21 protein-coding genes are annotated in these 20,501 nt (G+C 70.4%); 10 read left to right on the plus strand and 11 right to left on the minus strand.

Features of this window, described 5'->3' with window-relative positions; genetic code table 11:
* Positions 1-16: 16 nt before the first annotated feature.
* On the minus strand, positions 17-919 hold the full coding sequence (locus tag ACSDR0_RS41135) for a TIGR01777 family oxidoreductase (RefSeq protein ID WP_435294382.1): 903 nt from the start codon (positions 917-919) through the stop codon (positions 17-19).
* A gap of 134 nt (positions 920-1,053) precedes the next feature.
* Between ACSDR0_RS41135 and ACSDR0_RS41140 the strand changes: the two genes are divergently transcribed.
* Positions 1,054-1,632 carry a YdeI/OmpD-associated family protein gene (locus ACSDR0_RS41140; protein ID WP_435294383.1) on the plus strand — a complete coding sequence of 193 codons (579 nt, stop codon included), beginning with the start codon at positions 1,054-1,056 and terminating at the stop codon, positions 1,630-1,632.
* Between the two features lie 138 nt (positions 1,633-1,770).
* On the opposite strand, the gene ACSDR0_RS41145 is transcribed toward ACSDR0_RS41140, so the two are convergent.
* From ACSDR0_RS41145 to ACSDR0_RS41155, 3 genes are all read right to left on the minus strand, one after another.
* Entirely contained in the window at positions 1,771-2,928 is a 1,158-nt protein-coding gene (locus ACSDR0_RS41145; RefSeq protein WP_435294384.1) for a hypothetical protein, read from the minus strand.
* Complete coding sequence (locus tag ACSDR0_RS41150) at positions 2,918-3,919, minus strand: MvdC/MvdD family ATP grasp protein (RefSeq protein ID WP_435294385.1); 1,002 nt, start codon at positions 3,917-3,919, stop codon at positions 2,918-2,920. The genes ACSDR0_RS41145 and ACSDR0_RS41150 overlap by 11 nt, the downstream gene beginning before the upstream one ends.
* Positions 3,920-4,085: 166 nt before the next feature.
* Positions 4,086-4,235 carry a hypothetical protein gene (locus ACSDR0_RS41155; protein WP_435294386.1) on the minus strand — a complete coding sequence of 50 codons (150 nt, stop codon included), beginning with the start codon at positions 4,233-4,235 and terminating at the stop codon, positions 4,086-4,088.
* 234 nt (positions 4,236-4,469) lie between these two features.
* On the opposite strand from ACSDR0_RS41155, the gene ACSDR0_RS41160 reads away from it, so the two are divergent.
* On the plus strand, positions 4,470-4,592 hold the full coding sequence (locus ACSDR0_RS41160) for a hypothetical protein (RefSeq protein ID WP_435294387.1): 123 nt from the start codon (positions 4,470-4,472) through the stop codon (positions 4,590-4,592).
* A gap of 40 nt (positions 4,593-4,632) precedes the next feature.
* Here ACSDR0_RS41160 and ACSDR0_RS41165 read toward each other — a convergent pair whose 3' ends face one another.
* Entirely contained in the window at positions 4,633-6,093 is a 1,461-nt protein-coding gene (locus ACSDR0_RS41165; RefSeq protein ID WP_435294388.1) for an amidohydrolase family protein, read from the minus strand.
* Positions 6,094-6,295: 202 nt separating this feature from the next.
* Between ACSDR0_RS41165 and ACSDR0_RS41170 the strand changes: the two genes are divergently transcribed.
* The 5 genes from ACSDR0_RS41170 (at position 6,296) to ACSDR0_RS41190 (ending at position 10,649) form a co-directional block, all read left to right on the plus strand.
* Positions 6,296-7,480, plus strand: a complete 1,185-nt coding sequence (locus ACSDR0_RS41170; protein ID WP_435294389.1) for a CaiB/BaiF CoA transferase family protein — start codon at positions 6,296-6,298, stop codon at positions 7,478-7,480.
* Positions 7,481-7,609: 129 nt separating this feature from the next.
* A complete protein-coding gene (locus ACSDR0_RS41175) occupies positions 7,610-8,434 on the plus strand; it encodes a citryl-CoA lyase (protein WP_435294390.1) in 825 nt (274 codons plus the stop codon).
* 34 nt (positions 8,435-8,468) lie between these two features.
* Positions 8,469-9,332 (plus strand): extradiol ring-cleavage dioxygenase, encoded by an 864-nt coding sequence (locus ACSDR0_RS41180; RefSeq protein WP_435294391.1) that lies wholly within the window; start codon positions 8,469-8,471, stop codon positions 9,330-9,332.
* Complete coding sequence (locus tag ACSDR0_RS41185; RefSeq protein WP_435294392.1) at positions 9,329-9,691, plus strand: hypothetical protein; 363 nt, start codon at positions 9,329-9,331, stop codon at positions 9,689-9,691. Before ACSDR0_RS41180 ends, ACSDR0_RS41185 begins: the two co-directional genes overlap by 4 nt.
* A gap of 4 nt (positions 9,692-9,695) precedes the next feature.
* On the plus strand, positions 9,696-10,649 hold the full coding sequence (locus tag ACSDR0_RS41190) for a quinone oxidoreductase family protein (RefSeq protein WP_435294393.1): 954 nt from the start codon (positions 9,696-9,698) through the stop codon (positions 10,647-10,649).
* A gap of 129 nt (positions 10,650-10,778) precedes the next feature.
* On the opposite strand, the gene ACSDR0_RS41195 is transcribed toward ACSDR0_RS41190, so the two are convergent.
* From ACSDR0_RS41195 to ACSDR0_RS41205, 3 genes are all read right to left on the minus strand, one after another.
* On the minus strand, positions 10,779-11,585 hold the full coding sequence (locus ACSDR0_RS41195; RefSeq protein ID WP_435294394.1) for an IclR family transcriptional regulator domain-containing protein: 807 nt from the start codon (positions 11,583-11,585) through the stop codon (positions 10,779-10,781).
* Positions 11,586-12,129: 544 nt separating this feature from the next.
* Entirely contained in the window at positions 12,130-13,305 is a 1,176-nt protein-coding gene (locus ACSDR0_RS41200; protein WP_435294395.1) for a zinc-dependent alcohol dehydrogenase, read from the minus strand.
* Positions 13,302-13,787, minus strand: a complete 486-nt coding sequence (locus tag ACSDR0_RS41205) for a hypothetical protein (RefSeq protein WP_435294396.1) — start codon at positions 13,785-13,787, stop codon at positions 13,302-13,304. The genes ACSDR0_RS41200 and ACSDR0_RS41205 overlap by 4 nt, the downstream gene beginning before the upstream one ends.
* Positions 13,788-14,432: 645 nt before the next feature.
* On the opposite strand from ACSDR0_RS41205, the gene abc-f reads away from it, so the two are divergent.
* The gene (gene abc-f, locus ACSDR0_RS41210) at positions 14,433-16,112 is read left to right on the plus strand and encodes a ribosomal protection-like ABC-F family protein (protein ID WP_435294397.1); all 1,680 of its coding nucleotides are present in this window, start codon (positions 14,433-14,435) and stop codon (positions 16,110-16,112) included.
* A gap of 85 nt (positions 16,113-16,197) precedes the next feature.
* Here the strand turns inward: abc-f and ACSDR0_RS41215 are convergent, their stop codons facing one another.
* Together ACSDR0_RS41215 and ACSDR0_RS41220 are read right to left on the minus strand one after the other, a co-directional pair.
* Positions 16,198-17,058, minus strand: coding sequence for a CPBP family intramembrane glutamic endopeptidase (locus ACSDR0_RS41215; RefSeq protein WP_435294398.1), 861 nt, complete (start codon positions 17,056-17,058; stop codon positions 16,198-16,200).
* A gap of 196 nt (positions 17,059-17,254) precedes the next feature.
* Entirely contained in the window at positions 17,255-18,220 is a 966-nt protein-coding gene (locus ACSDR0_RS41220; RefSeq protein WP_435294399.1) for an alpha/beta hydrolase, read from the minus strand.
* A gap of 74 nt (positions 18,221-18,294) precedes the next feature.
* On the opposite strand from ACSDR0_RS41220, the gene ACSDR0_RS41225 reads away from it, so the two are divergent.
* Positions 18,295-18,861, plus strand: a complete 567-nt coding sequence (locus tag ACSDR0_RS41225) for a helix-turn-helix domain-containing protein (protein WP_435294400.1) — start codon at positions 18,295-18,297, stop codon at positions 18,859-18,861.
* A 222-nt stretch (positions 18,862-19,083) separates the two neighbouring features.
* On the opposite strand, the gene ACSDR0_RS41230 is transcribed toward ACSDR0_RS41225, so the two are convergent.
* A complete protein-coding gene (locus ACSDR0_RS41230; RefSeq protein WP_435294401.1) occupies positions 19,084-19,839 on the minus strand; it encodes an SDR family NAD(P)-dependent oxidoreductase in 756 nt (251 codons plus the stop codon).
* A 129-nt stretch (positions 19,840-19,968) separates the two neighbouring features.
* On the opposite strand from ACSDR0_RS41230, the gene ACSDR0_RS41235 reads away from it, so the two are divergent.
* Positions 19,969-20,403 (plus strand): Rrf2 family transcriptional regulator, encoded by a 435-nt coding sequence (locus ACSDR0_RS41235; RefSeq protein ID WP_435294402.1) that lies wholly within the window; start codon positions 19,969-19,971, stop codon positions 20,401-20,403.
* The last annotated feature ends 98 nt before the right edge of the window (positions 20,404-20,501 follow it).

The raw sequence follows: 20,501 nt of genomic DNA on the forward strand, positions 1-20,501 counted from the left end.
GGCGACGGTGTCCTCGTCACCGATCCGGCATCGGCGGGCGCAGGACGTCGGCGAGCGCGGTGCCGAAGTCGGTGTGCCGGAACGTGAACCCCGCGTCGCGCAGGACCCGCGGGACCGCGCGCAGGCTGATGAGCGCCAGCTCGTCGGCCGCCTCGCCGAGCAGGGCCCGGACCACCGTCTTCGGTACGTGCAGGAACGCGGGCCGGCGGAGTGCCCGGCCGAGCACCCTGGTGAACTCGGCGTTGGTCACGGGTTCCGGGGCGCACAAGTTGACCGGTCCCGAGACGTCCGGGTCGTCCAGGAGGAACCGGATGGCGGCGACCTCGTCCGGCAGGCTGATCCACGCCACGTACTGCCTGCCGTCGCCGAGCCGCCCGCCCAGTCCGAGCCGGATCGGCGGCCTGAGCAGGCTGAGCAGGCCGCCGTCGGGCGACAGCACGAGGCCGGTGCGCATCAGCACGACCCGGCTGCCCGCGTCGCGCGCCACCGCGGTCGCGGCCTCCCAGTCGACGACCATCTCGGCGAGGAAGCCGGGGCCCTGGCCCGATGTCTCGTCGACGACGTCGTCGCGGGTGTTCCCGTAGAAGCTCAGGCTGGACGCGTTGAGCAGTGTGGGGACGCCGTGCTCGGCGACGGCTTCGGCCAGCGTCCTGGCCGGCTCGATACGGCTGGCACGGATGTGCCGCTTGCGTGCCGCGTTCCAGCGGCCCTGGAACGACGAGCCGCACAGGTTTATCACGGCGTCGACGCCGGCGAACGCGTCCCGCGCGATCGTGCCGGACGGGGGATCCCACTCGTGCTCGTCCTCGGCCGCCGGTTCGCGCCGGACGAGCCTGCGCACCTCGTGACCCGCCTCACGAAGCTCGGAAACCACTGTTCTGCCGATAAGGCCGGTCGATCCCGCGACGACGATCAGCATATGATCCACGTTACTTCGCCCGCATTGTCCCGGAGGCGGGAAAATCGGCTCACGCGCTTACTCGCCGGCCACGGAGAAGGGCATGACGCCGACGATTTCCGAGAGCACGCCGGGCGGGCGATAGCCTGATCCGCATGGATGAGCGCGACGGAGTGGAGATCATCGCCTTCGCGGACGCCGAGGCGTTCGAGAGCTGGCTCGCCGTGAACCACACGCGCCACGAGGGTTTGTGGATCAAGCTGGCCAAGAAGAAGTCCGGGATTCCGACGGTCACCTCCGACGAGCTGGTCGACGTGGGGCTGTGTTACGGCTGGATCTCCGGGCAGCGGCTCTCTCTCGACGAGCGGTACTACCTGCAGAAGTACGTGCCGCGCCGTCCCAGGAGCCTGTGGTCGCAGGTGAACGTGGACAAGGTCGCGATACTGACGGCCGCCGGGCGGATGCGCGAACCCGGGCTGGCCGAGGTGCGCAAGGCGCAGGAGGACGGGCGGTGGGCCGTGGCGTACGAGTCGCAGAAGACGGCGACGGTGCCCCCCGATCTCGCGACGGCGCTCGACACGAACCCGGAAGCCAAAAAGGCGTTCGAGGCGCTCGACAAGACCGGACGTTACCTGGTGATCCTGCCGTTGCTCCAGGCGCTCACGCCGGAGAACAGGAAGGCCCGGCTCGACAAAGTCATAGAAATGCTCTCAAAGAGCGAAAAATCGGGATAAATAAGCCCAGCTGGACCCGTTCGCCCGTCGCCGACATTCCCGCAGCCGGAAACCGCCGATCCCGTCCGGGTGAATCCGCGACCCTCGGCCCGCCCTCGTCACCGTGGGCGGGCCGCGTCCGCGGAGGTGTTCACCCGCTCACAACCAGAACCACCTGATCTCCGACTCGCGCCGCCGCTCCTCCAGCCACGCGCGAAACGCCGCGTCACACGCCGCGTCGAGCACCGCCGGGTCGTCCGGATCCGGCGGCACCACGGCGTACACGACCCCGGCCAGATAACCGCCGTCGTACGGAACGGGCCCGAGCGACGCACCCGCGGGCACGGCTCGCAGCGGCTCCGGCAGCCGGGAGGTGAGCGTGGCGACGGCCTCCAGGCGCAGTCCTCGTTCCCCGCCCGGCCGCCCGACCGATCCCGCACTCGGTTCACCGACCGATCCCACACCCGGTCCCACACCCGGCCCCCCGGCCGATCCCGCACCCGGCCCCCCGATCGGCCTCCCGAGCACCGCCGCCGCCGCGGCCCGGTTCACGAATTCCTCTACCGGCCCGTCGACGAGAACGCGCAGCGCGTCCGGCCTGGCCCCGGTCACCCATGCCGCGTGACGGACGGTGAACTCGTCCGCGTGCTCGGCGAGATGGCGCCGCGCGGGCTCACCGGCGAAGCGCCCGCGTACGCGGGCGATGAACGCCTGCACCTTGACGTGGTCCCGGAACGCCTCCCCTGACATGCCGACCTCGGCGAGCCAGTCCAGCGTCTCGGCGCGGCCGGTGAGCCCGCGGCGGCGGCGGAACTCGTCGGCGGCCCGTTGCATCTCGGCGGGGGTCACCGGCTCGTGGTCGTCGTCCAGCTCGGTGAGAAGGATGCGGTGGTCCACCAACCGCTCGTGCAGTTGGCGGTCGCGGGTGCCGAGGTCGCGAATGGCGGACAGACCCGCCGCGACGGAGAGCCCCGCCCCGTCGACGCTGAGGATCTGCGAGGCCGCCCAGTGGGTGGAGTGGTCGACGAGCCAGGGCACGCCGTCGTCCACTTCGGCGGAGAGCGCGACGGTGCCCCCGTCGGGGTGCCGCAGCAGCAGGTCGTAGCCGACCTCGGTCGATCCCGGCGGGTCGTCGACGACGAGCTGGGCGCACAGCCACGGCCGCTCGGTGCTCCAGGCTCGTACGTGCCGGTGCGCGTCGTTCACCGCGCCCGCCCCGGCGGTCGGCAGGCCGCGCAGGAGCGTGACCGCGGCGACGAGGTCCACGGCGAAGGAGGCGGGAGCCGTGGCGTGGGACCTGAGCTGGTCAGCGGACATCGGTGGGCCCCTTCGGGTCAGGTCGGTCGGTGGCGTCCGCGAGCCAGTCGGCGATCGCGTCACCGATGGGCAGGCCGGTCAGCGTCTCGATGAACGCCCACTGCCCGTCGACGTTGAGCTCCAGGAAGACGTACCGGCCGTCCGGCGTCACGATGAAGTCCAGGGCGCCGAACGTCAGGCCGAGCTCCGCGACCAGGCGGACGCAGCGTCGCTCGATGTCCGGCGGCAGGTCGTAGGCGAAGTAACCAACGGCGGAATCGTCGTAGTGCCGCCAGTCGACGGCGGTCAGCCGCGACGCCTGGGAGTCGATGCGGGCCGCGAAAACCCGCTCGCCGACGACGGTCACCCGCAGCTCGTAGGCCTTCTCCACGTTCGGCTGCAGTATCGCCGGGGCGTACCGGAGCCGGTGAACGCCGGTGAGCCGCCGCCGGGGCACCACCGTGGTGTACAGATGATGTCTCTCCCCGCGCACCCGGAACTCCCGATAGTCCAGCGACTTCGTGACGAGACGTCCGCGCGCCCGGTTCCACGCGGACGCGGCCGCCTGCGGATCGTTCGTCACGACCGTGTCCACCAGGGTGAACCCGAGTTCGCCGGCCCGGTACAGGTGCAGCAACTTGTTGTCCACCGAGAGCACGTGCCGCGGCGGCGCGGGCAGCCACCGCGCACCCACCATGAGGTCGTACGCGCCGGTGAGCGCCAGCGTGGCCACGTACTCGGCGAACGCGCGCTGCGTCGGTTCCGGCACGTCGGGCGCGGACGGCCTGCCGGGACGGCGGTGCCAGACCGCGGTGACCCGCGACAGGTCGTGGACCTCGTCGCGGTACGTCAGCGTCTGCCGCCAGCGGCCGTCGAGGAAGCCGGTGGTCAGTGTGGAGGCCGCGGGATAGTCGGCCTCGTCCCACCGCAGCAGCGGCACACCGCGCTCCCGGAGCTTGGGCAACACGGCACGAACCGAGTCGTCGTGAGCGCTGCTGATGATTAACAACACGGTGCGCGTGCTCCTTCGTCGGCCCCTCACGGGGCGGGGAGCCGGCGTCCGCGGACGCCGGCTCCCCGGTCTCACCTCGTGGCGTGCGGCCAGGCTCGGCCGTGCCTGATCCGCCCAGCCGTCTCACGGTCCGATCGCGGGCACCGCGGCCGGGCCGTGAGCGGGACTACCTGGTGAAGCAGTAGTGGGAGGCGCCGGAGGTACAGACGATGCCCGACGCGGGCTCCATCATCCTGCCGCCGAGGACCTCCAGCAGCTCACCCTCGGCGAGCTCGGAGAAGTCGGCGGGAAGGTCTTCGATCTTGAGCTCAGCCATGGCGCGAATCCTCATCGTGTTGGGTCGGACCGCGATCTGCGGCCTGACCCGAACAATGGTCACCACCGGTGGCAACCGACTTGGAGATCACTGGCAGTCGATGTCGGGAGCGCATCCCGGACACGCGGGCCGTACTTCACGTCTTCACCGGGCCACGGCTCCGGTGAGCCGGGAGTGCCCGTCCAGCGGGTCCCCATGCCGGCAAGGGCAGGTTCGTCATCGTACGGAGGCCGAGTGATCCGCGTTCCGCCGGACGAGCACATGACCATGCTGCGCCAGGCGCCGGCCGCCCTGCTGTCACCGGAGGACGACATCGAGGTCGTCCGACCGAGCGGGAGGCCGAGGTGCCGCGGCTGACCGCGCGGACGGGCGTGCCGCCCTCCGGACCGCCCCGGCGCTACTCGGATTCCCTGCGGGTGTGGGTCGAGTCGCTGTGGTAGTCGGTGTAGGTGTAAGGGTTGTCGAGGAGGGTGGTCTGGGGGACGTCGGGGTTCATCCCCTGCCGCCACGCCTCCTCTCCCATCGTCGTGCGCAGGTGGTCGACGGTCCGCTCGACCTGCCCGCGGGCGGCGGCCAGGTCGACGCCGAGCAGGCGGTGCTCGTGCTTGACGACGCGGCCGTTGACCAGGACGGTGTGCACGTCGCCCCGCTGTGCCTGGAACGCGACGTGGCCGTAGGGGTTGAGCAGCGGGAACGAGACCGGCGAGTGCTCGTTCTTGATGAGGACGATGTCGGCCTTGCGGCCCACCTCCAGGGCGCCGAGCTCGTCGTCACGGCCGAGGGCGCGTGCCCCGCCACGGGTGGCCCAGTCGACGACCTGGTCGGCGCGCAGGCTGCAGTGCGTCACGGTGTCGCCCTTGGCGTGGGCTTCCATGTGCTCGCGGGAGCGGTCGGCGCCGAGCGTGGTGCGCATGGCGGAGAAGAGGTCGCCGCTCCACCAGACGCTGGTGTCCATCGACAGCGACACCGGGATGCCGTGAGCCCGGATGGCCCAGGTGGGCGGATAGCCCTGGCCCGCGCTCTGCTCGCTCTCCGTCGAGATCGAGATGGAACCGCCGGTGGCCGCGATGCGGTGGTAGGAGTCCGCGGACAGCGAGGCGGCGTGGACGTACACCGTCTCGGCGTTCATGAAACCGTGGTCGTGCATGAGCCGGATGCCGTCGTCGCCGGTCGCTCCCCACACGCCGGCGTGGGTGGTGACCGCGACGCCGAGTTCGCGGGCGACCTCGAAGGCGGCCCTCTCGGGGAAGGACGGGTCGCCGGTGACGTCGAAGGCGAGCTGGAAGCCGAGCATGTCGTCCCCGGTGATCCGCCGCCGGACGAAGTCACGGAATTCCGGCGCGGCGGTCCATTCGGCGGGCGCCCGCTGGATGTTGCCGTACGCCAGCACGAACCGGCCGGGCACCGACCGCAGCGCGTCCACGGCGGCGTCGGCGTGGTCGACCGTCTGGAGACCGTGTGACCAGTCGACGACGGTCGTGACACCGGCGTCGAGGGCCTCGATGGCGGCCAGCACGTTGCCGGCGTGGACGTCCTCGGGCCGGAAGAGCTTGCCGTGTTCCAGGTAGTACCAGACGAAGTACTGCGTCAGGGTCCAGTCGGCGCCGTAGCCGCGCATGGCGGTCTGCCACATGTGCCGGTGGGTGTCGATCATTCCGGGCATCACGATGCCGTCGGTCGCGTCGATCTCCGCGGTGCCGTCCGGTACGGGCAACCCGGGCCCGACGGCGGCGATCCGGTCGCCGACGACCAGGACGTCGGTGCCGGTGAGCACCCGGCGTCCGTCGTCCATCGGCAGCACAGTGCCTCCGCGCAGCGCCACCGGTCGGCCTGGCTCGAACCGGGTCTGTTCGCTCATCACCAGAACTCCTCACCGCGCATATTCAGGCGATCGGACGAGTGTCCGCCTCCCGGTCACCGTGTTTGTTCGTACTGTCGTGCCTCACACTGCGGCTGTCAACAGATCTTTTCCTCGTATGGCCTGCTTGACGAATGGCGCCCACTTGCCAGAATCTATTCAGCGGACATGTGTCCATTGGGCGGACCAGCGAAGGAGTTGGATGTCAGTGAGCGCTGCGTCGCCGGACGAGATCACCGGCGGGCCGCTGTCGGGGGTGCTGGTCGCGGACTTCTCCCGGGTGCTCGCCGGGCCGTACGCCACCATGCTGCTGGCCGATCTGGGCGCCCAGGTGGTGAAGGTCGAGGGCCCGGGGGGCGACGACACGCGGTCCTGGACACCCCCGGTCCGCGGCGACGTGTCGACCTACTACCTGGGCGTCAACCGCGGCAAGCGCTCGATCGCGCTGAACCTGCGCGACGAGACCGACGCCAAGCTGGCCCGCGAGCTGGCCCGCCGGGCGGACGTGGTGGTGGAGAACTTCAAACCCGGCGGCCTGGCCAAGTACGGCCTCGACTACGACAGCGTCAGCGCGGCCAACCCGGGCGTGGTCTACGGCTCGATCAGCGGCTTCGGGTCGGACGAGGGGCGCGACGTGCCGGGGTACGACCTGATGGTGCAGGCCATCTCCGGCCTGATGAGCCTGACCGGGGATCCGGACGGGCCGCCCTACCGCGCGGGCAGCTCGGTGTTCGACGTGATGGCCGGCAACCACGCCGTGATCGGCATCCTCGCGGCGCTGCGCCACCGCGACGCGACCGGCCAGGGTCAGCACGTCGAGGTGAACCTGCTCTCGTCGGCGCTGACCGGGCTGGTCAACCACAGCTCCGCCTACGTGGCCGGCGGGGTGGTGCCCTACCGGATGGGCAACGCGCACCCCAGCGTGTTCCCGTACGAGCCGCTGCCGACCGCCGACAACGACCTGATCGTCACCGCCGCCAACGACGGCCAGTTCCGCAGGCTGTGCGAGGTCCTGGGCATCCCGGAGGTCGCCGACGATCCGCGGTTCGCCCACAACGCCGACCGCACCGAGCACCGCGAGGAGCTGCGTCCGATCCTGGTCGCGCGGCTGGCCGAACGGGGCGCGGTCGAGTGGTTCGAGCTGCTGGTGAAGGCCGGTGTGCCCAGCGGTCCGATCAACACCGTCGACGGCGGGTTCGCGATGGCCGAGCGCTTCGGGCTGGACCCGGTCGTTGAGGTGGGTGAGGGCGATCGGGCGGTGCCGACGACGCGTCATCCGATCAGGTTCTCGCAGACCCCGGCCGGATACCGCCTGCCCCCGCCGGAGCTGGACGAGCACGGCGCTGAGCTGCGCGAATGGCTCACGGAGGAGGACCACCGTGGCTGACGCCGGAGCTAAACGAGCACCACGCGGAGAGCCGCGCGAGTGGTTCACGGAGGATCGCCGTGGCTGACGCCGAAACCGGACGAGCACCACGCGGAGAGCCGCGCGAGCGGTTCACGGAGGAGGACCACCGTGGCTGAGCGGATCGACCGCCCCGAGTACCCGACCGCGCTCGGCGCGTCCAGCCTCAAGAAGATCACCCTGCTCGGCCACGACCTGGCGGCGGACGTCATGGGCGAGGTCGGGTTCGGCGAGCTGGCGTTCTGGCTGGCGACCCAGCGACGGCCGGAGCGCGGCGAGGTCCGGGTGTTCGAGGCCGTCCTGGCCGCGCTGGCCGACCACGGATTCACCCCGACCGCGATCGTCACCCGCCTGACCTACCTGTCGGCGCCCGACTCGGTGCAGGGCGCGCTCGCGGCGGGCCTGCTGGGCGGCGGATCGAGGTTCCTGGGCGTCACCGAGGACACCGGCCGCTTCCTGCACGACGTGCTGGCCTCGGTGGACGACGACCCACCGGACGGCGACGACGGCTGGGACGCCCTCGCCCTGGAGACCGTCCGGGCGCGGCGCGCGGCCGGGAGGTTCGTCCCCGGGCTGGGCCACCACGTCCACAAGGAGGGCGACCCGCGCACCCCCCGGTTGATGGAGATCGCCACCGAGGAGGGGCTGTTCGGGCCGCACCTGTCGCTGTTCGCCGCGATCGGCCGGGTGCATCCGCGCGTGCTGGGCCGGACACTGCCGCTGAACGGGGCAGGAGTGTGCGCCGCCGCGCTGGCCGACCTGGGCCTGCCCCTGGAGCTGCTGCGCGGGTTCGCCCTGCTCGCCAGGACCGCCGGGCTGATCGGGCAGCTCGCCGAGGAAATACGCAACCCCGTCGGCAACGACATCTTCCTCTCGGTGGACCTCAACAACCGGTCCGTCGAGCCCGTGCCGTACACCCGGAAAGACCGTCCCTGACCTCGCCTGCCCAGGCCGCTGACAAGGAGATCCCATGGCCGAACTGGTCGCGGTGGTCGCGTCCACGCACCACCCGTTCTACTACCGGGCGAGCACCGCGACGGGCGCGGACCGCCCGGAGTTCGCCGACGAGTGGGTACGCAAGGTCGAGGCGTTCCGCGAGACGCTGACCAGGGCGCGCCCCGACGTGCTGGTGATGGTGGGCTCGGACCACTTCCACCAGCTGTGGCTGGACAACATGCCGCAGTTCCTCATCGGCAAGGCGCCGTTCTACGACGCCAACTTCCACAACGAGGAACGCGAGTTCGGGCTGCCGCGCATGCTGCTCAAGGGCCAGGAGGACCTGTCGTCCTACCTGCTGCGCGAGGGCATGGACGCGGGGTTCGACCTGGCGTTCTCCAACGAGCTGCGGATCGACCACTCGATCACGTGCCCGATCATCACGCTGCGCCCGCAGAACGACCTGCCGATCGTGCCGATCTACACCAACATCTTCGCCCCGCCGCTGCCGCGTCCCAAGCGCTTCGTGCAGCTCGGGAAGACGATCCGCGAGCTGGTGGAGTCCTGGCCGCAGGACGTGAGGGTCGCCGTCATCGGCACCGGGCACCTGTCGCTGGAGCTGGGCGGGCCCCGGCAGTTCGGCCCGCACGGCCCCGACCCCGAGTTCGACCGGCGCGCGGTGGAGTGGATCTCCACCGGTGACCTTGAGGGCTGCCTGTCGGAGGTGACGCTGGACAGCCTGCACGCCCCGGGCAACGCCACCCACGGCTTCATGGACTTCATGCTGATGATGGGCGTCGCTGGCGAGGGCAGGAAGGCCGACTACGTCGACACCTACGACCTGTTCCACACCATGGAGGCCTACTTCACCTGGTACCCGAACGGAGCCGGCCAGTGAGCAAGTACCTGCTGAACAAGTTCCTCTACACCGTCGACCGCGACCCCGAACTCGTCGAGCGCTACCGCGAGGACCCCCGGGGCACCGTGGCGTGGTGGGAGAGAGAGCAGGCCAACCGCATCCTCAACTGCGCCGACGGCGAGTCGAGCACCTGGCTGCGCTTCGAGGACACCGAACGCGCCGCGCTCTCCGAGCACGACTACCCCAGGCTGTTCGAGCTCGGGGCGCATCCGTTCCTCACCCTCACCCTCTTCATCGCGATGTTCGAACGCGACCACGAGGAACCGCTCGGTTTCCAGCGCCAGTACGCCGAACGGCTCGCGCACTTCGCGCTCCCCTATCCCGACATCGCCACCTGATCCCATGCGCGCGACAGAGATCCAGGAGCCAGGCCGTCCACCGGTGGTGGTCGAGCGGAACGCGCCCGCGGACGTCCCCGGCGAGACGCTGATCAAGGTCACGGCCGCCCCCATCACCCCGCTGGACCTGCTGTGTGCGAGCGGCACGTCCTACTTCGGGAGGCCGCGGACCCCGTACGTGCCGGGCGTGCAGGGGGTCGGGACCGTCGAGGGCGGGCCGGTGTGGTTCGCGACCTCGGCGGGGATGGCGCCGGGGGACGGGAGCATGGCCGAGATCGCCCGCGTGCCGGTGAACGACGTGGTGCGGCTTCCCCCCGGAGTCGATCCGGTGGCGATCGCCGCGCTGGGACTGTCGGCCATCGCCGCGCACATGGCGCTGACCTGGCGCGGCGAACTGGCCGAGGGGGAACAGGTTCTGGTGCTCGGCGCCGGTGGCGTGGTCGGTCAGGCGGCCGTCCAGTTCGCTCGCGTCGCCGGTGCCCGCAGGGTCGTCGCGGGCGCGCGGTCCGCCGCCGCCCGGGACCGGGCCGAGCGGGCCGGCGCCGACGCCGTCGTCGCGCTCGACACCGAGGACGTCGACGAGCTGGCGGCGCGCTTCGCCGCCGTCATCGACGGGCCGGTCGACCTGGTGCTCGACCCGCTGTTCGGCGTACCGGCCGCGGCCGCCGCACTCACCCTGCGCCCCGGCGGCAGGCTGGTCAACCTCGGCAGCTCGGCGGGCGAGACCTGCCCGATCGACTCGGCCACCCTCCGGGGCAGGTCACTGCGCCTGCTCGGCTACACCAACAACGAGCTGACTCCGGAGCGGCGCGCCGCCTCTCTCGCGCTGATCGCCGAACAGGTCCTGCTCGGCACGCTGTCCGTCGCCCACGAGAGCGTGCCTCTGCGGGATGCGGGAAAGGCGTGGCGGCGCCAGTACGAGGGCGGTGCGACCGGCCGGATCGTCCTCACCCCCTGAGCGGCCCCGCTGAACGGATCCTTGAGCGGCTCCGCTGAACGGGCCCTCGCACGGCTCCTCGACCGGATCCCTGAACGGACCTTCGAACGGTTACTCGAACGAACGGTTACTCGAACGGCCCGCGACCGGTCAGGAAGCGGCCGTCCGGGTCACGTGGGGCACCGTCTCCAGCCGGGCGAAGTCGGCGCTGATCTCACCGGCGGTCTGGAGCAGCGGTGGAAGGTGCTCCTCCAGGAGCCGTTGCAGGGAGGTCTCCGCGGCGTGGCTGTTGACATTGATCCCGGCGATCACGCGCCCGGACCCGTCGCGCAGCGGCGCGGCGACCGAACGGATGCCGGGCGCGAGCTGCTCGTCGGTGAACGCCCAGCCGCGCGCGCGGACCTCGCGCAGCTCGGCGTCCAGCTCCTCGCGGCTGATCGGCCGCGGTTCGATTCCGGAGCGGGACGGCTCGGCCAGCACGCGGTCCACCTCCTCGGGAGCCAGCGCGGCCAGGCAGACCTTTCCCAGCGAGGTCGCCCGCGCCGGAAAGCGGGTGCCGATCTGCACGGCCAAGCCCACGATCTTGGGCACCGCGACCCGGGCCACGTAGACGATGTCGGAGCCGTCGAGCTGGGCGATCGAACACGACTCGCCGGTGCGGGCGACGAGCCTTTCCAGGTGCGGGCGGGCGACGTCCCACAGCCCCATCGAGCGCACGTAGGCCACGCCCAGGTCCAGCACCCGGGGGGTCAGCGCGAACCCGCCCTCGCACGAACGCACGTAGCCCAGCTCCTGGAGGGTGAGCAGGATGCGCCGGGTGGTCGGCCTGGCCAGGCCGGTCGCCGTGGCCACCTGGGTCAGCGACATCACCGGCCGGTGGGGCTGGAAGGCGGTGACGACCTCCAGCCCTCGGGCCAGGGCCTCGATGAAATCCGGTCCGACGCCTTCCCGCGGCATTCACCGACTCCTCACGACAGGGGTGTTACAGGACGGCCCAACCTGCGGAGGACCGGCATCCGGACAGATTCATCGAGTGCGTGGCTATTCGTCGCCTAGCTTATATGCCCACGTAACACGGCACTATGGAGATGTCCGCTTGTCGTATCCCGGCCTCACCCCAACCGGTATCCAGGGCGACGACCCATCTTCGCTCGCTGAGCGGACAACCGGCCATTCTCCGGCGCGGCCACCGACCGCGAGACCGGCATGGTGATCGCCCGCGGGCGGCGGCGAACACGCTCGCGGCCGGTCCATCCATGAGCCCACGCGGGGGCATGACGGGAGGCGGACCCGCCACAAGAGCGGGTACGGCACGAGAGCGGGCACGGCACAAGCCGGGCACGACACGAAAAGCAGGCACGGCACAAAGCGGGCACGACACGAAAGCAGGCACAACACGAGAGTGCGCACGACCGTCCACCGGTCGTGCGCACCCCGTTTCCAGGCCGTTCCCATCCCCGGGCAACCGCGCCCGAGCGCGCGCCGCGGTGCTGTACGGCTGTTACGCCCAGGGACGGAACACGGCCCGGACGCAACCGTCCTTCTTGTTCTTGAAGTAGTCGTATCCCTTCGGCGCGTCGTCGAGCGACATCTTGTGCGTCGCGAGATGCGACGTCGTCAGCTCGCCCTTGGCCATCCGGTCCAGCAGCATCGGGATGTAGCGGTGCCCGTGCTGCTGCGCCCCCCGGAGCGTCAGTCCCTTGTTCATCAGCGCGCCGAGCGGGAACCTGTCCACCAGTCCGGCGAAGACGCCGAGGACGAAGACCGATCCGCCCTTCCGGCAGGCGTAGATGGCCTCCCGTACCGCGGTGGGCCGGTCATGCTCCAGGTGAAGCTGCTGCTTGGCCTTGTCGTACACGCGCTGCGTACCGGTGCTGTCGGCCTCCAGCCCGACGGCCTCGATGCAGACGTCCGGCCCTCTGCCGCCGGTCCGTTCCCGCAGCTCGGCGATGATGTCGGTGCTGGAGTAGTCGATCGTCTCGGATCCGATGTAGCGCTGGGTCATCGCCAGGCGCTCAGGGTAGCGGTCGATCGAGATGACCTGCTCGGCGCCGAGGAGCATCGCCGCGCGGGCCGCCATCTGGCCGACCGCGCCGCAGCCCCACACGGCCACCACGTCGCCGGGCTTCACCCCGCCGAGGTCGGCGCCCATCCAGCCGGTGGGGGCCGAGTCGGAGGCGAACAGGGCGCTCAGGTCGTTGACCCCCTCGGGCACGGCGAACGCGTTGCGGTCCGCGATCGGGACACGGATGTACTCGGCGTGACTGCCCCTGAACCCGCCCATGGCGTGGGAGTAGCCGAAGACGCCCGCGGGGGTGCCTCCCCAGGCCATGTCGGTGATCGTCGGCTCGGGGTTGGTGTCGTCACAGAGGGACCACAGGTCGTGCTCGCAGAACCAGCACCGGCCGCAGCCGATGATCGAACACACCACCACCCGGTCGCCCACGCTGTGCCGGCGAACCTCCGGGCCGACCTCGACGACCTCGCCGAGGAACTCGTGGCCGATCACGTCCCCCGCGCGCATGGCCGGGATGTAGCCGCCGAGCAGATGCAGGTCGGAGCCGCATGTCGTGGTCAGGTTCACCTTGATGATCGCGTCTTGGGTGTTGAGGATCCGGGGATCGGGGACCCGCTCCACCGACAGCTCGTTCACACCCTGCCAACACACTGCCTTCACTGTCGTCCCTCTCCGCCCGCACGCTGAGTCGCCATGTCAGGCAACTTGCCGATAGGGGTCGGCTCCCGCATCGTCATCGAGTCCTCGACGCGCACCACCTCCCCGATCTCGATCAGGCTCTTGGCCTCGCGCAGAGCCCTGCGCACCTCCTGGCTGGGGTCGTCGCCGCTGATGCGGCGTACCATCCCGCCGGCTCCCGCCGTCGACGTACGCTGGCGCAACCGCGCGCCGAGTTCGGTGCCCTTGTCGCCCGGCGCCTTGCGCTTCTGGATCTCGATGGCGTCCCCGAGCCGAGCCAGCGGCTCGGGAAGACGCCCGTCCGGTGCCACCTCTTCCGGCGGGCGGTTGATCGTGACCCACTGCCACCGGTACGGCGCTTTCGGGTCGTGATGGATCATGCCCGGGGTGCGGCGCGACTTGAGCCATCGCGCGATCCCCAGGCCAATACTCGTTATCACCGCGCCCGTAACGACACGCTTCATGCTTTCGCCCCCTTGACGGACATCTCCCTGGAAAGGGCTACCCGTTCCCACCAGCGGCTAGCTGAGGCCGGAAGCACTTGAACCGGCGTTGGAAGACATCTGGACCGGGCCATGGTCACCGCGGAGAAGGCAGGATCTTGTCTGGTACGGAAAGGGGTTCGTGATGACCGCGGCCCCGGTTTTGGCGGGCCGCCCGCCTTCGCACCGGCCCCTCTCCCGCCGCGACCCCTGCGACACGGACCGCATGACCGAAGCCCCGACGTCGTCGGGGCTTCGGAAGATCCGTCGCTTCCCCCGCGGCGTGCCGGTCGTGGCCGGTCGGAGGCTGGTTAGGGCCGGTCGTGGCCGGTCGTGGCCGGTCGGAGGCCGGTCGGAGGCCGGTCGGGGCTAGTGGGGGCCGGTCGGGGGCCGAGAAAGAGGCTAGCGCTCGCACCTTTTCGCATCTAATATGCTGGGCTGCGAGTGACAGGAAATCAGGGAGACCAGAAGTGATAGGTGACGACGACATCTCCGGGTGATATCGGAAGCGATCGGCCACCGGCGGGCGCGTAGGAGCGCCGTCGCCGTGGCCGTGGTCATGTCGTCATTTCACCGGTCCCTGCCGGGCGGCTCCGGCGCGCCCGCATCCCACCCGAGGTCTCTCGCATGTCCGATGCGTTCATCATCTGCTCGAACCTTTCCTTCTCCTGGCCCGACGACACCCCGGTCTTCCAGGACCTGTCCTTCACCGTGGGCGGCGGCCGTACCGGCCTCGTCGCCCCGAACGGCGCCGGTAAGAGCACCCTGCTCAAGCTGATCGCCGGCGAACACCGGCCCACCGGCGGAACGGCGTCCGTCAAGGGCGTGCTCGGTTATCTCCCGCAGAGCCTGCCGCTGACCGGCGACCTGACCGTGGCCGAAGTCCTGGAGATCGCTCCGGTGATCAGAGCCCTGGACGCCATCGAGTCCGGAGACGCCGACGAGAAGCACTTCACCACGATCGGCAACGACTGGGACATCGAGGAGCGCACCCGTGCTCAGCTGGACCGGCTCGGCCTCGGGGAGATCTCCCTCACCCGGCGCCTGCGCACCCTCAGCGGCGGTCAGGTCGTCTCCCTCGGCCTGGCGGCACAGCTGCTGAAGCGGCCCGACGTCCTGCTGCTCGACGAACCGACCAACAACCTCGACCTGGACGCGCGCCGCAAGCTCCACGACGTGCTGGAGGACTGGAACGGCTGCCTGCTGCTGGTCAGTCACGACCGGGCGCTGCTGGACCGCATGGACCGCATCGTCGAACTCGACCGGGGCGATGTCCGCTCCTACGGCGGGAACTTCACCGACTACGAGGAGGCCACGCGCGCCGCGCGGGAGGTGGCGGAAAAGCACGTCCGCAACGCCGAGCAGGAGGTCAAGCGGGAGAAGCGGGAGATGCAGCAGGCTCGCGAGCGGGCGGCACGCCGGGCCGGCAACGCCGCCCGCGGCCTCAAGGACGCCGGCCTGCCGAAGATCTTCGCCGGGACGATGAAGCGCGACGCCCAGGAGTCGGCGGGAAAGGCGAACGAGATCCACACCGCGCGGGTCAACGACGCCAAGGCCCGGCTCGACGAGGCGGGCCGCGCCCTGCGCGACGAGCAGAAGATCACGCTGGAACTGCCCGGCACCAACGTCCCGGCCGGACGTACGGTCTTCCTCGGCGAACGTATGCAGGTCCACTACGGCGAGCGGGCCCTGTTCGCGGGAGAGGGTGCCGACCTGGCGATCCGGGGACCCGAGCGGATCGCTCTGACCGGCCCCAACGGCGCGGGCAAGTCCACCCTGCTGCGTCTGGTCAACGGGGATCTGGAACCGGAGGGCGGCCTGGCCAGGCGGGCCGACGGCCGGGTCGCCTACCTGTCCCAACGGCTGGACCTGCTCGACCTCGGCCGCACCGTGGCGGAGAACCTGGCCGCGTTCGCCCCCGCGATGCCGCAGGCCCAGCGAATGAACCTGCTCGCCCGCTTCCTGTTCCGTGGTTCCCGCGTTCACCTGCCCGTCGAGGTGCTGTCCGGCGGTGAGCGGCTGCGTGCCACCCTGGCCTGCGTGCTGTACGCGGAACCGGCGCCCCAGCTGCTGCTGCTGGACGAACCCACCAACAACCTCGACCTGGTCAGCGTCGGCCAGCTGGAGAGCGCGCTCAGCGCCTACGAGGGCGCGTTCGTGGTGGTCAGCCACGACGAGCGCTTCCTCGCGGAGATCAAGGTCGACCGCTGGCTGCGGCTCTCCGAGGGCCGGTTGCTGGAGACGGGAGCCCCGGCGACGACGGAGGCGCCCGCGGACGGCTCGGGGCGCGGGACGACCTCGCCGTAGCGTGCGGACGGGCACGGCGAAGGCCCTCCGGGATCATCCCGGAGGGCTTTCGAACCGGTCAGTCGCGGGTCCGGCCGATCCGGCGCTACGCCCGGGTGACGACCCGGTGTGGGTGGGAGTCCACATCGACCGGCGGGTCCGCCCGGCGATCGCGCTGCCAGGCGAGCAGCGCGACCGCGACGACGGTCTGTACCGCCACGATGAACGCCAGCGTCATCGGCGAGCTGACGCCCAACAGGGCCAATGTCGCGTTGACGCCGAAGTGAACCACGATCGACGCCGCGACCCCGGCACGCTCGTAGGCGTAACCGGTCAGCAGCGCCATCGGGATGACGCTGATCGTGAACAGCAGCCCGCTCCAGCTGAACAGGCCGAATCCGGCCTGGATGGTCCCGGGGACGAAGAACAGCGGCAGATGCCATACCGCCCAGACGACACCCAGCAGCAGACCGGCCTGGAACCGGCTCAACGACGCGCGCAGGCGCGGATATGCCGTACCGCGCCAACCGGGCTCCTCGGACAGCGGACCGGCGACCAGCATGCTGACGAAGAACGCCACGGGTCCACCGACGGTCGAGATCAGATTCTGCCCCGCGGTCAGGCTCACCACGGGACCACCCAGGAGGGACGCGAGCAGCGCGGCCGCCACCACGGTCGCCGATGCCGCCACCAGCAGGGGTGGCACCCAGAACAGCCGCGTGCTCAGCCGGAGTCTCACCGTATGAGCGGGGACGGGCCGGCGGCGGCGGGCGCGGCGCGCTCGGATCACGATCGCGCCGATCATCGGGCCGAAGCCGGCGAGCAGGTGGGGAACGACGGTGGGGAAACTCATCGCCGATCCACCGAGTGTGATCGCGGTAAGCCAGAAAGCCCAGCTCGTCGTGAAGGTGACGGCCCAGAAAAGGGCCAGGTCATCGTGCTGGCGAACGGGGGGTGCGGTGGTCACGTCTTTTCCCTTTCACGGGTGTGGCACGAAGGAATCCTTGATTCCTTCCGCATGAGACGAGCGGAAACTGCGGCCGGAGCATCCTCGACGGCCGGCGCGGAACAACATGGTCGGCGGCGAGCCCAGGAGGAACGGAGACGAGCGCGCCGGCCGGACACGGTTCCCGGCCGATCCACTACCGACCGGAATGGTCGGGTCAGAGGATTTCGACCGGCGAACCTTTCTTTTCGTCAGGAGGGTCCGCCTTCTCTGTGGTGCGGATCTCCCGGGGCGTTTCCCGGAGCCGGTGGACGAGCCAGTCGGCCACCTGCGCGAGCAGGTCGGCGTCGACCGGTCGGCGCAGCAGCCGTGAATAGGAGCGCGCCGACGGACGACCGGGGTCACGGCGCAACAGGTGGGTGAGGTCGGGGATCCGGTGGATCTCGACCTCGCCGGGCACCAGCCTGCGGATCTCGTCCAGATCCGCGGGGTCGACCTGGACGTCCTTGCCGCCGGTGATCGCCAGAACGGGGACCTGGATGTTCGCCAGGTCCGCGCGCGGGTCGTGGTCGAGCAGCTCCCGCATCCACCGGGCGTTCACCGGCATCCCGGCGACGCGCACCACGTCCGTGCCGGTCGTCTTGATCCGGGCCAGCTGCCGGGCTGCCAGGGCTCGCAGGACCGGCAGCAGCGGCCGTACGGGCGCGGGAAGATCGCGGGCGATCATCCCGGCCTGCCAGCGCAGGGCGTCCTCACCCAGGCGGGCGAACCCGGCCAGCAGCACCACCGCTCCGACCCCCGGGTGCGCACCGAGGGACATGGCGTGAAGGGCACCCTCGCTGTGCCCGACCACGCCGATGGCGTCCGCCCGGATGTCGGGCCGTCCGGTCAGGGCGCGGAGTGCGGCGGCGGCATCGTGCCGGTTGTCGGCGAATCCGGTCGCGCGCCAGTCACCGGACGTGGCGCCGACGCCGCGCCGGTCATAACGCAGTGTGGCGATCCCGCCATTCGCGAGCGCGGCGGCCAGCGGCGGTCCGAGCCCCATGCGCAGCCGGCCGGTGTTGGCGTCGCGATCCAGCCGCCCGGATCCGTGCAGCAGCAGGACGGCCGGGTGCGGGCCGGGACCCGCGGGCAGGGTCAGCGTGCCGGCCAGGGGCAGTCCGTCGTCCGCGATGGCTGTCATGCCGACGTCCCGCATGTCCCACATCCCATCATTATCAACTTTGATAACTTTATCGTATGTGGGAACATTAGCGCATGGCAACCGCGGACCTTCTCCTGCATCCCGTCCGGATGCGCATCCTGCAAACGCTGTTCGACACCGATCCGATGACCACCGCACAGCTGCGTGACCGCCTGCCCGACATCGCGCCGGCGACGATGTACCGGCACATCGCCGTGCTGGCCGAGGCGGGCGTGCTGGAGGTGGCGGACGAGAGACGGGTGCGCGGCACGGTGGAGCGCAGTTACCGGGTGCGCCCGGAGCACGCGGTGGTCGACCCCACGGCGCGGGCGGCGATGACGCGGGAGGACCACCAACGGGCGTTCACCACGTTCGCGGCATCGTTGATGTCGGATTTCGGCCGCTATCTCGCCCACGAGGACGCCGATCCCATCGCGGACGGCGTGGTCTACCGGCAGGCGGCGGTATGTCTGACCGACGATGAATTCGCCGAGATGATCGAGGAGATCGAGCGCGCGGTCCTCTCACGGGTCAGCCACGCCGAGGGGGACGGCCGCACCCGTCGCGTCGTCAGCCTCGTCGTCGTGCCGGACAAACCCGGGACGGCCTCCGGGCCCGACACCGGGCGGGTGGCCGATTGAGCCGTTCCGGGGCCGGTGACCGGACCGCGAAAAACCCGCTGCCGTCCAGAGGGGAAGATCACGTGCCGACGTGGCCCGCGGCGCGATCCGTGGTTTCGGCCGCGTACCTCGTGCCGCCCACGATCGAAGGGTGACGGGAGCCGGCCGGTTCCCATGCGTGGCCTTCAAGGCGCGGGTGCTTGTCGCCCCACCGCGTGAGCGCGAATACGGCAGGGGTCCGGTTCAGGCGTTGTAGCCGCCGTGGGCGTCCAGCACCGCGCCCGTGACGTACGACGCGGCGGGGCTCGCCAGGAAGGCGATCGCCACGGCGATCTCGTCGGGGTGGCCCACGCGCTGCAGGGACAGCGAGCCGACCAGGGTCTTGAGGGTCTCGGGGTCCGGCGGCTCCATTCCGCTCTCCATCAGTCCGGCCTCCACGACGTTGGCCGTGATGCCCCGGGGCCCGAGATCTCGCGCGACGCCCATGGTGTACCTCTCGACCCCCGACTTGGTCGCCGAGTAGTCGGCGAGGCCCGGGAGGCCGACCCGGGAGCCCAGTCCGGAACTCACCGTGATGATGCGGCCGTCCGCGCGCAGCACCCGGGAGGCGGCCCGGATGACGGCGATCACGCCGAGATAGTTGGTGGCGTGCATCCGGTCCAGCGCGGCGGTGTCGACGTCCGGGTCGTCCACCGTGCGGCCCTGCTCCGGCGAGATCGCCGCGTTGTTGACGAGGATGTCCAGGCCGCCGAAGTGCGCGACCACGTCGTCGATCAGCGCCGGCGCCCGGCTCATGTCCGCCTGGTCGGACTTGAAGGCGACGACCTTGGCTCCCGTGCCGCGCACCTCGTCGACGACGGCCTGCGCCCGCTCCTCGGAGCTGACATAGGTGAACGCGACGTCCGCGCCCTGCTCGGCCAGTAGCCGTACGGTCGCGGCCCCCAGCCCGCGGGACCCTCCGGTGACCAGGGCGACCTTGCCCTTGAGCGGCTTGTTCATTCTTCCCACCTCACTGATCGATCTCTCAAGACAGTCGTAACGTTAATAGTTACGACAATTGATCGCAACATTTGCTGTTACGACTGAGCGGTCGTAACATGGAGCGTTACGGCTGGGAGGACGGGTTTCATGAGCGCCAACAGCAGGTTGACCATCGCCGCCCACGCGCTGGCCTGGATCAGCCTCTACCAGCGCCAGGGCCATGAGGTCGCCACGTCCGAGCAGATCGCGACCAGCGCGAACACCAATCCCGTGGTGATCAGGCGGCTGCTCGGCGAGCTGCGCAGGGCGGGGCTCGTGGAGTCCCGTCGGGGCGTGGGCGCGGGCTGGTCGCTGGCGCGCGACCTGGAGTCGATGACCCTGCTCGACGTGTACGAGGCGGTGGAACCCGGCCCGCTGTTCGCGATGCACCGCGCCACCCCGGACCAGGGGTGCGTGGTGGGTTACGGCATCCAGCCGGCGATGCAGGGCATCTACGACGGCATCGAGGAGACCCTGAGGCGCGAGCTGGCCCGCATCACGCTGGAGGACGTGCTCCGGGACGTCCTCGCGGCACCTCGCTAGTGTCATGCGCCTGAAATTCGCCGGCAATATTTAGCCAGGGATTCGAGGATCTCTTCAGCGCTCTTGGTCCACACGAACGGCTTGGGATCCTCGTTCCA

The organism is Streptosporangium sp. G11, assembly GCF_051192615.1.
Taxonomy (GTDB): Bacteria; Actinomycetota; Actinomycetes; order Streptosporangiales; family Streptosporangiaceae; genus Streptosporangium.

Bases quoted from the DNA above. Each gene is read 5' to 3' on its own strand.
- ACSDR0_RS41135 (WP_435294382.1), bottom strand. From the start codon at position 919: ATGCTGATCGTCGTCGCGGGATCGACCGGCCTTATCGGCAGAACAGTG.
- ACSDR0_RS41230 (WP_435294401.1), bottom strand. From the start codon at position 19,839: ATGAACAAGCCGCTCAAGGGCAAGGTCGCCCTGGTCACCGGAGGGTCC.
- ACSDR0_RS41165 (WP_435294388.1), bottom strand. From the start codon at position 6,093: ATGAGCGAACAGACCCGGTTCGAGCCAGGCCGACCGGTGGCGCTGCGC.
- ACSDR0_RS41190 (WP_435294393.1), top strand. From the start codon at position 9,696: ATGCGCGCGACAGAGATCCAGGAGCCAGGCCGTCCACCGGTGGTGGTC.
- ACSDR0_RS41155 (WP_435294386.1), bottom strand. From the start codon at position 4,235: ATGGCTGAGCTCAAGATCGAAGACCTTCCCGCCGACTTCTCCGAGCTC.
- ACSDR0_RS41220 (WP_435294399.1), bottom strand. From the start codon at position 18,220: ATGACAGCCATCGCGGACGACGGACTGCCCCTGGCCGGCACGCTGACC.
- ACSDR0_RS41195 (WP_435294394.1), bottom strand. From the start codon at position 11,585: ATGCCGCGGGAAGGCGTCGGACCGGATTTCATCGAGGCCCTGGCCCGA.
- ACSDR0_RS41225 (WP_435294400.1), top strand. From the start codon at position 18,295: ATGGCAACCGCGGACCTTCTCCTGCATCCCGTCCGGATGCGCATCCTG.
- ACSDR0_RS41170 (WP_435294389.1), top strand. From the start codon at position 6,296: ATGTCAGTGAGCGCTGCGTCGCCGGACGAGATCACCGGCGGGCCGCTG.
- ACSDR0_RS41145 (WP_435294384.1), bottom strand. From the start codon at position 2,928: ATGTCCGCTGACCAGCTCAGGTCCCACGCCACGGCTCCCGCCTCCTTC.
- ACSDR0_RS41140 (WP_435294383.1), top strand. From the start codon at position 1,054: ATGGATGAGCGCGACGGAGTGGAGATCATCGCCTTCGCGGACGCCGAG.
- abc-f (WP_435294397.1), top strand. From the start codon at position 14,433: ATGTCCGATGCGTTCATCATCTGCTCGAACCTTTCCTTCTCCTGGCCC.
- ACSDR0_RS41235 (WP_435294402.1), top strand. From the start codon at position 19,969: ATGAGCGCCAACAGCAGGTTGACCATCGCCGCCCACGCGCTGGCCTGG.
- ACSDR0_RS41205 (WP_435294396.1), bottom strand. From the start codon at position 13,787: ATGAAGCGTGTCGTTACGGGCGCGGTGATAACGAGTATTGGCCTGGGG.
- ACSDR0_RS41180 (WP_435294391.1), top strand. From the start codon at position 8,469: ATGGCCGAACTGGTCGCGGTGGTCGCGTCCACGCACCACCCGTTCTAC.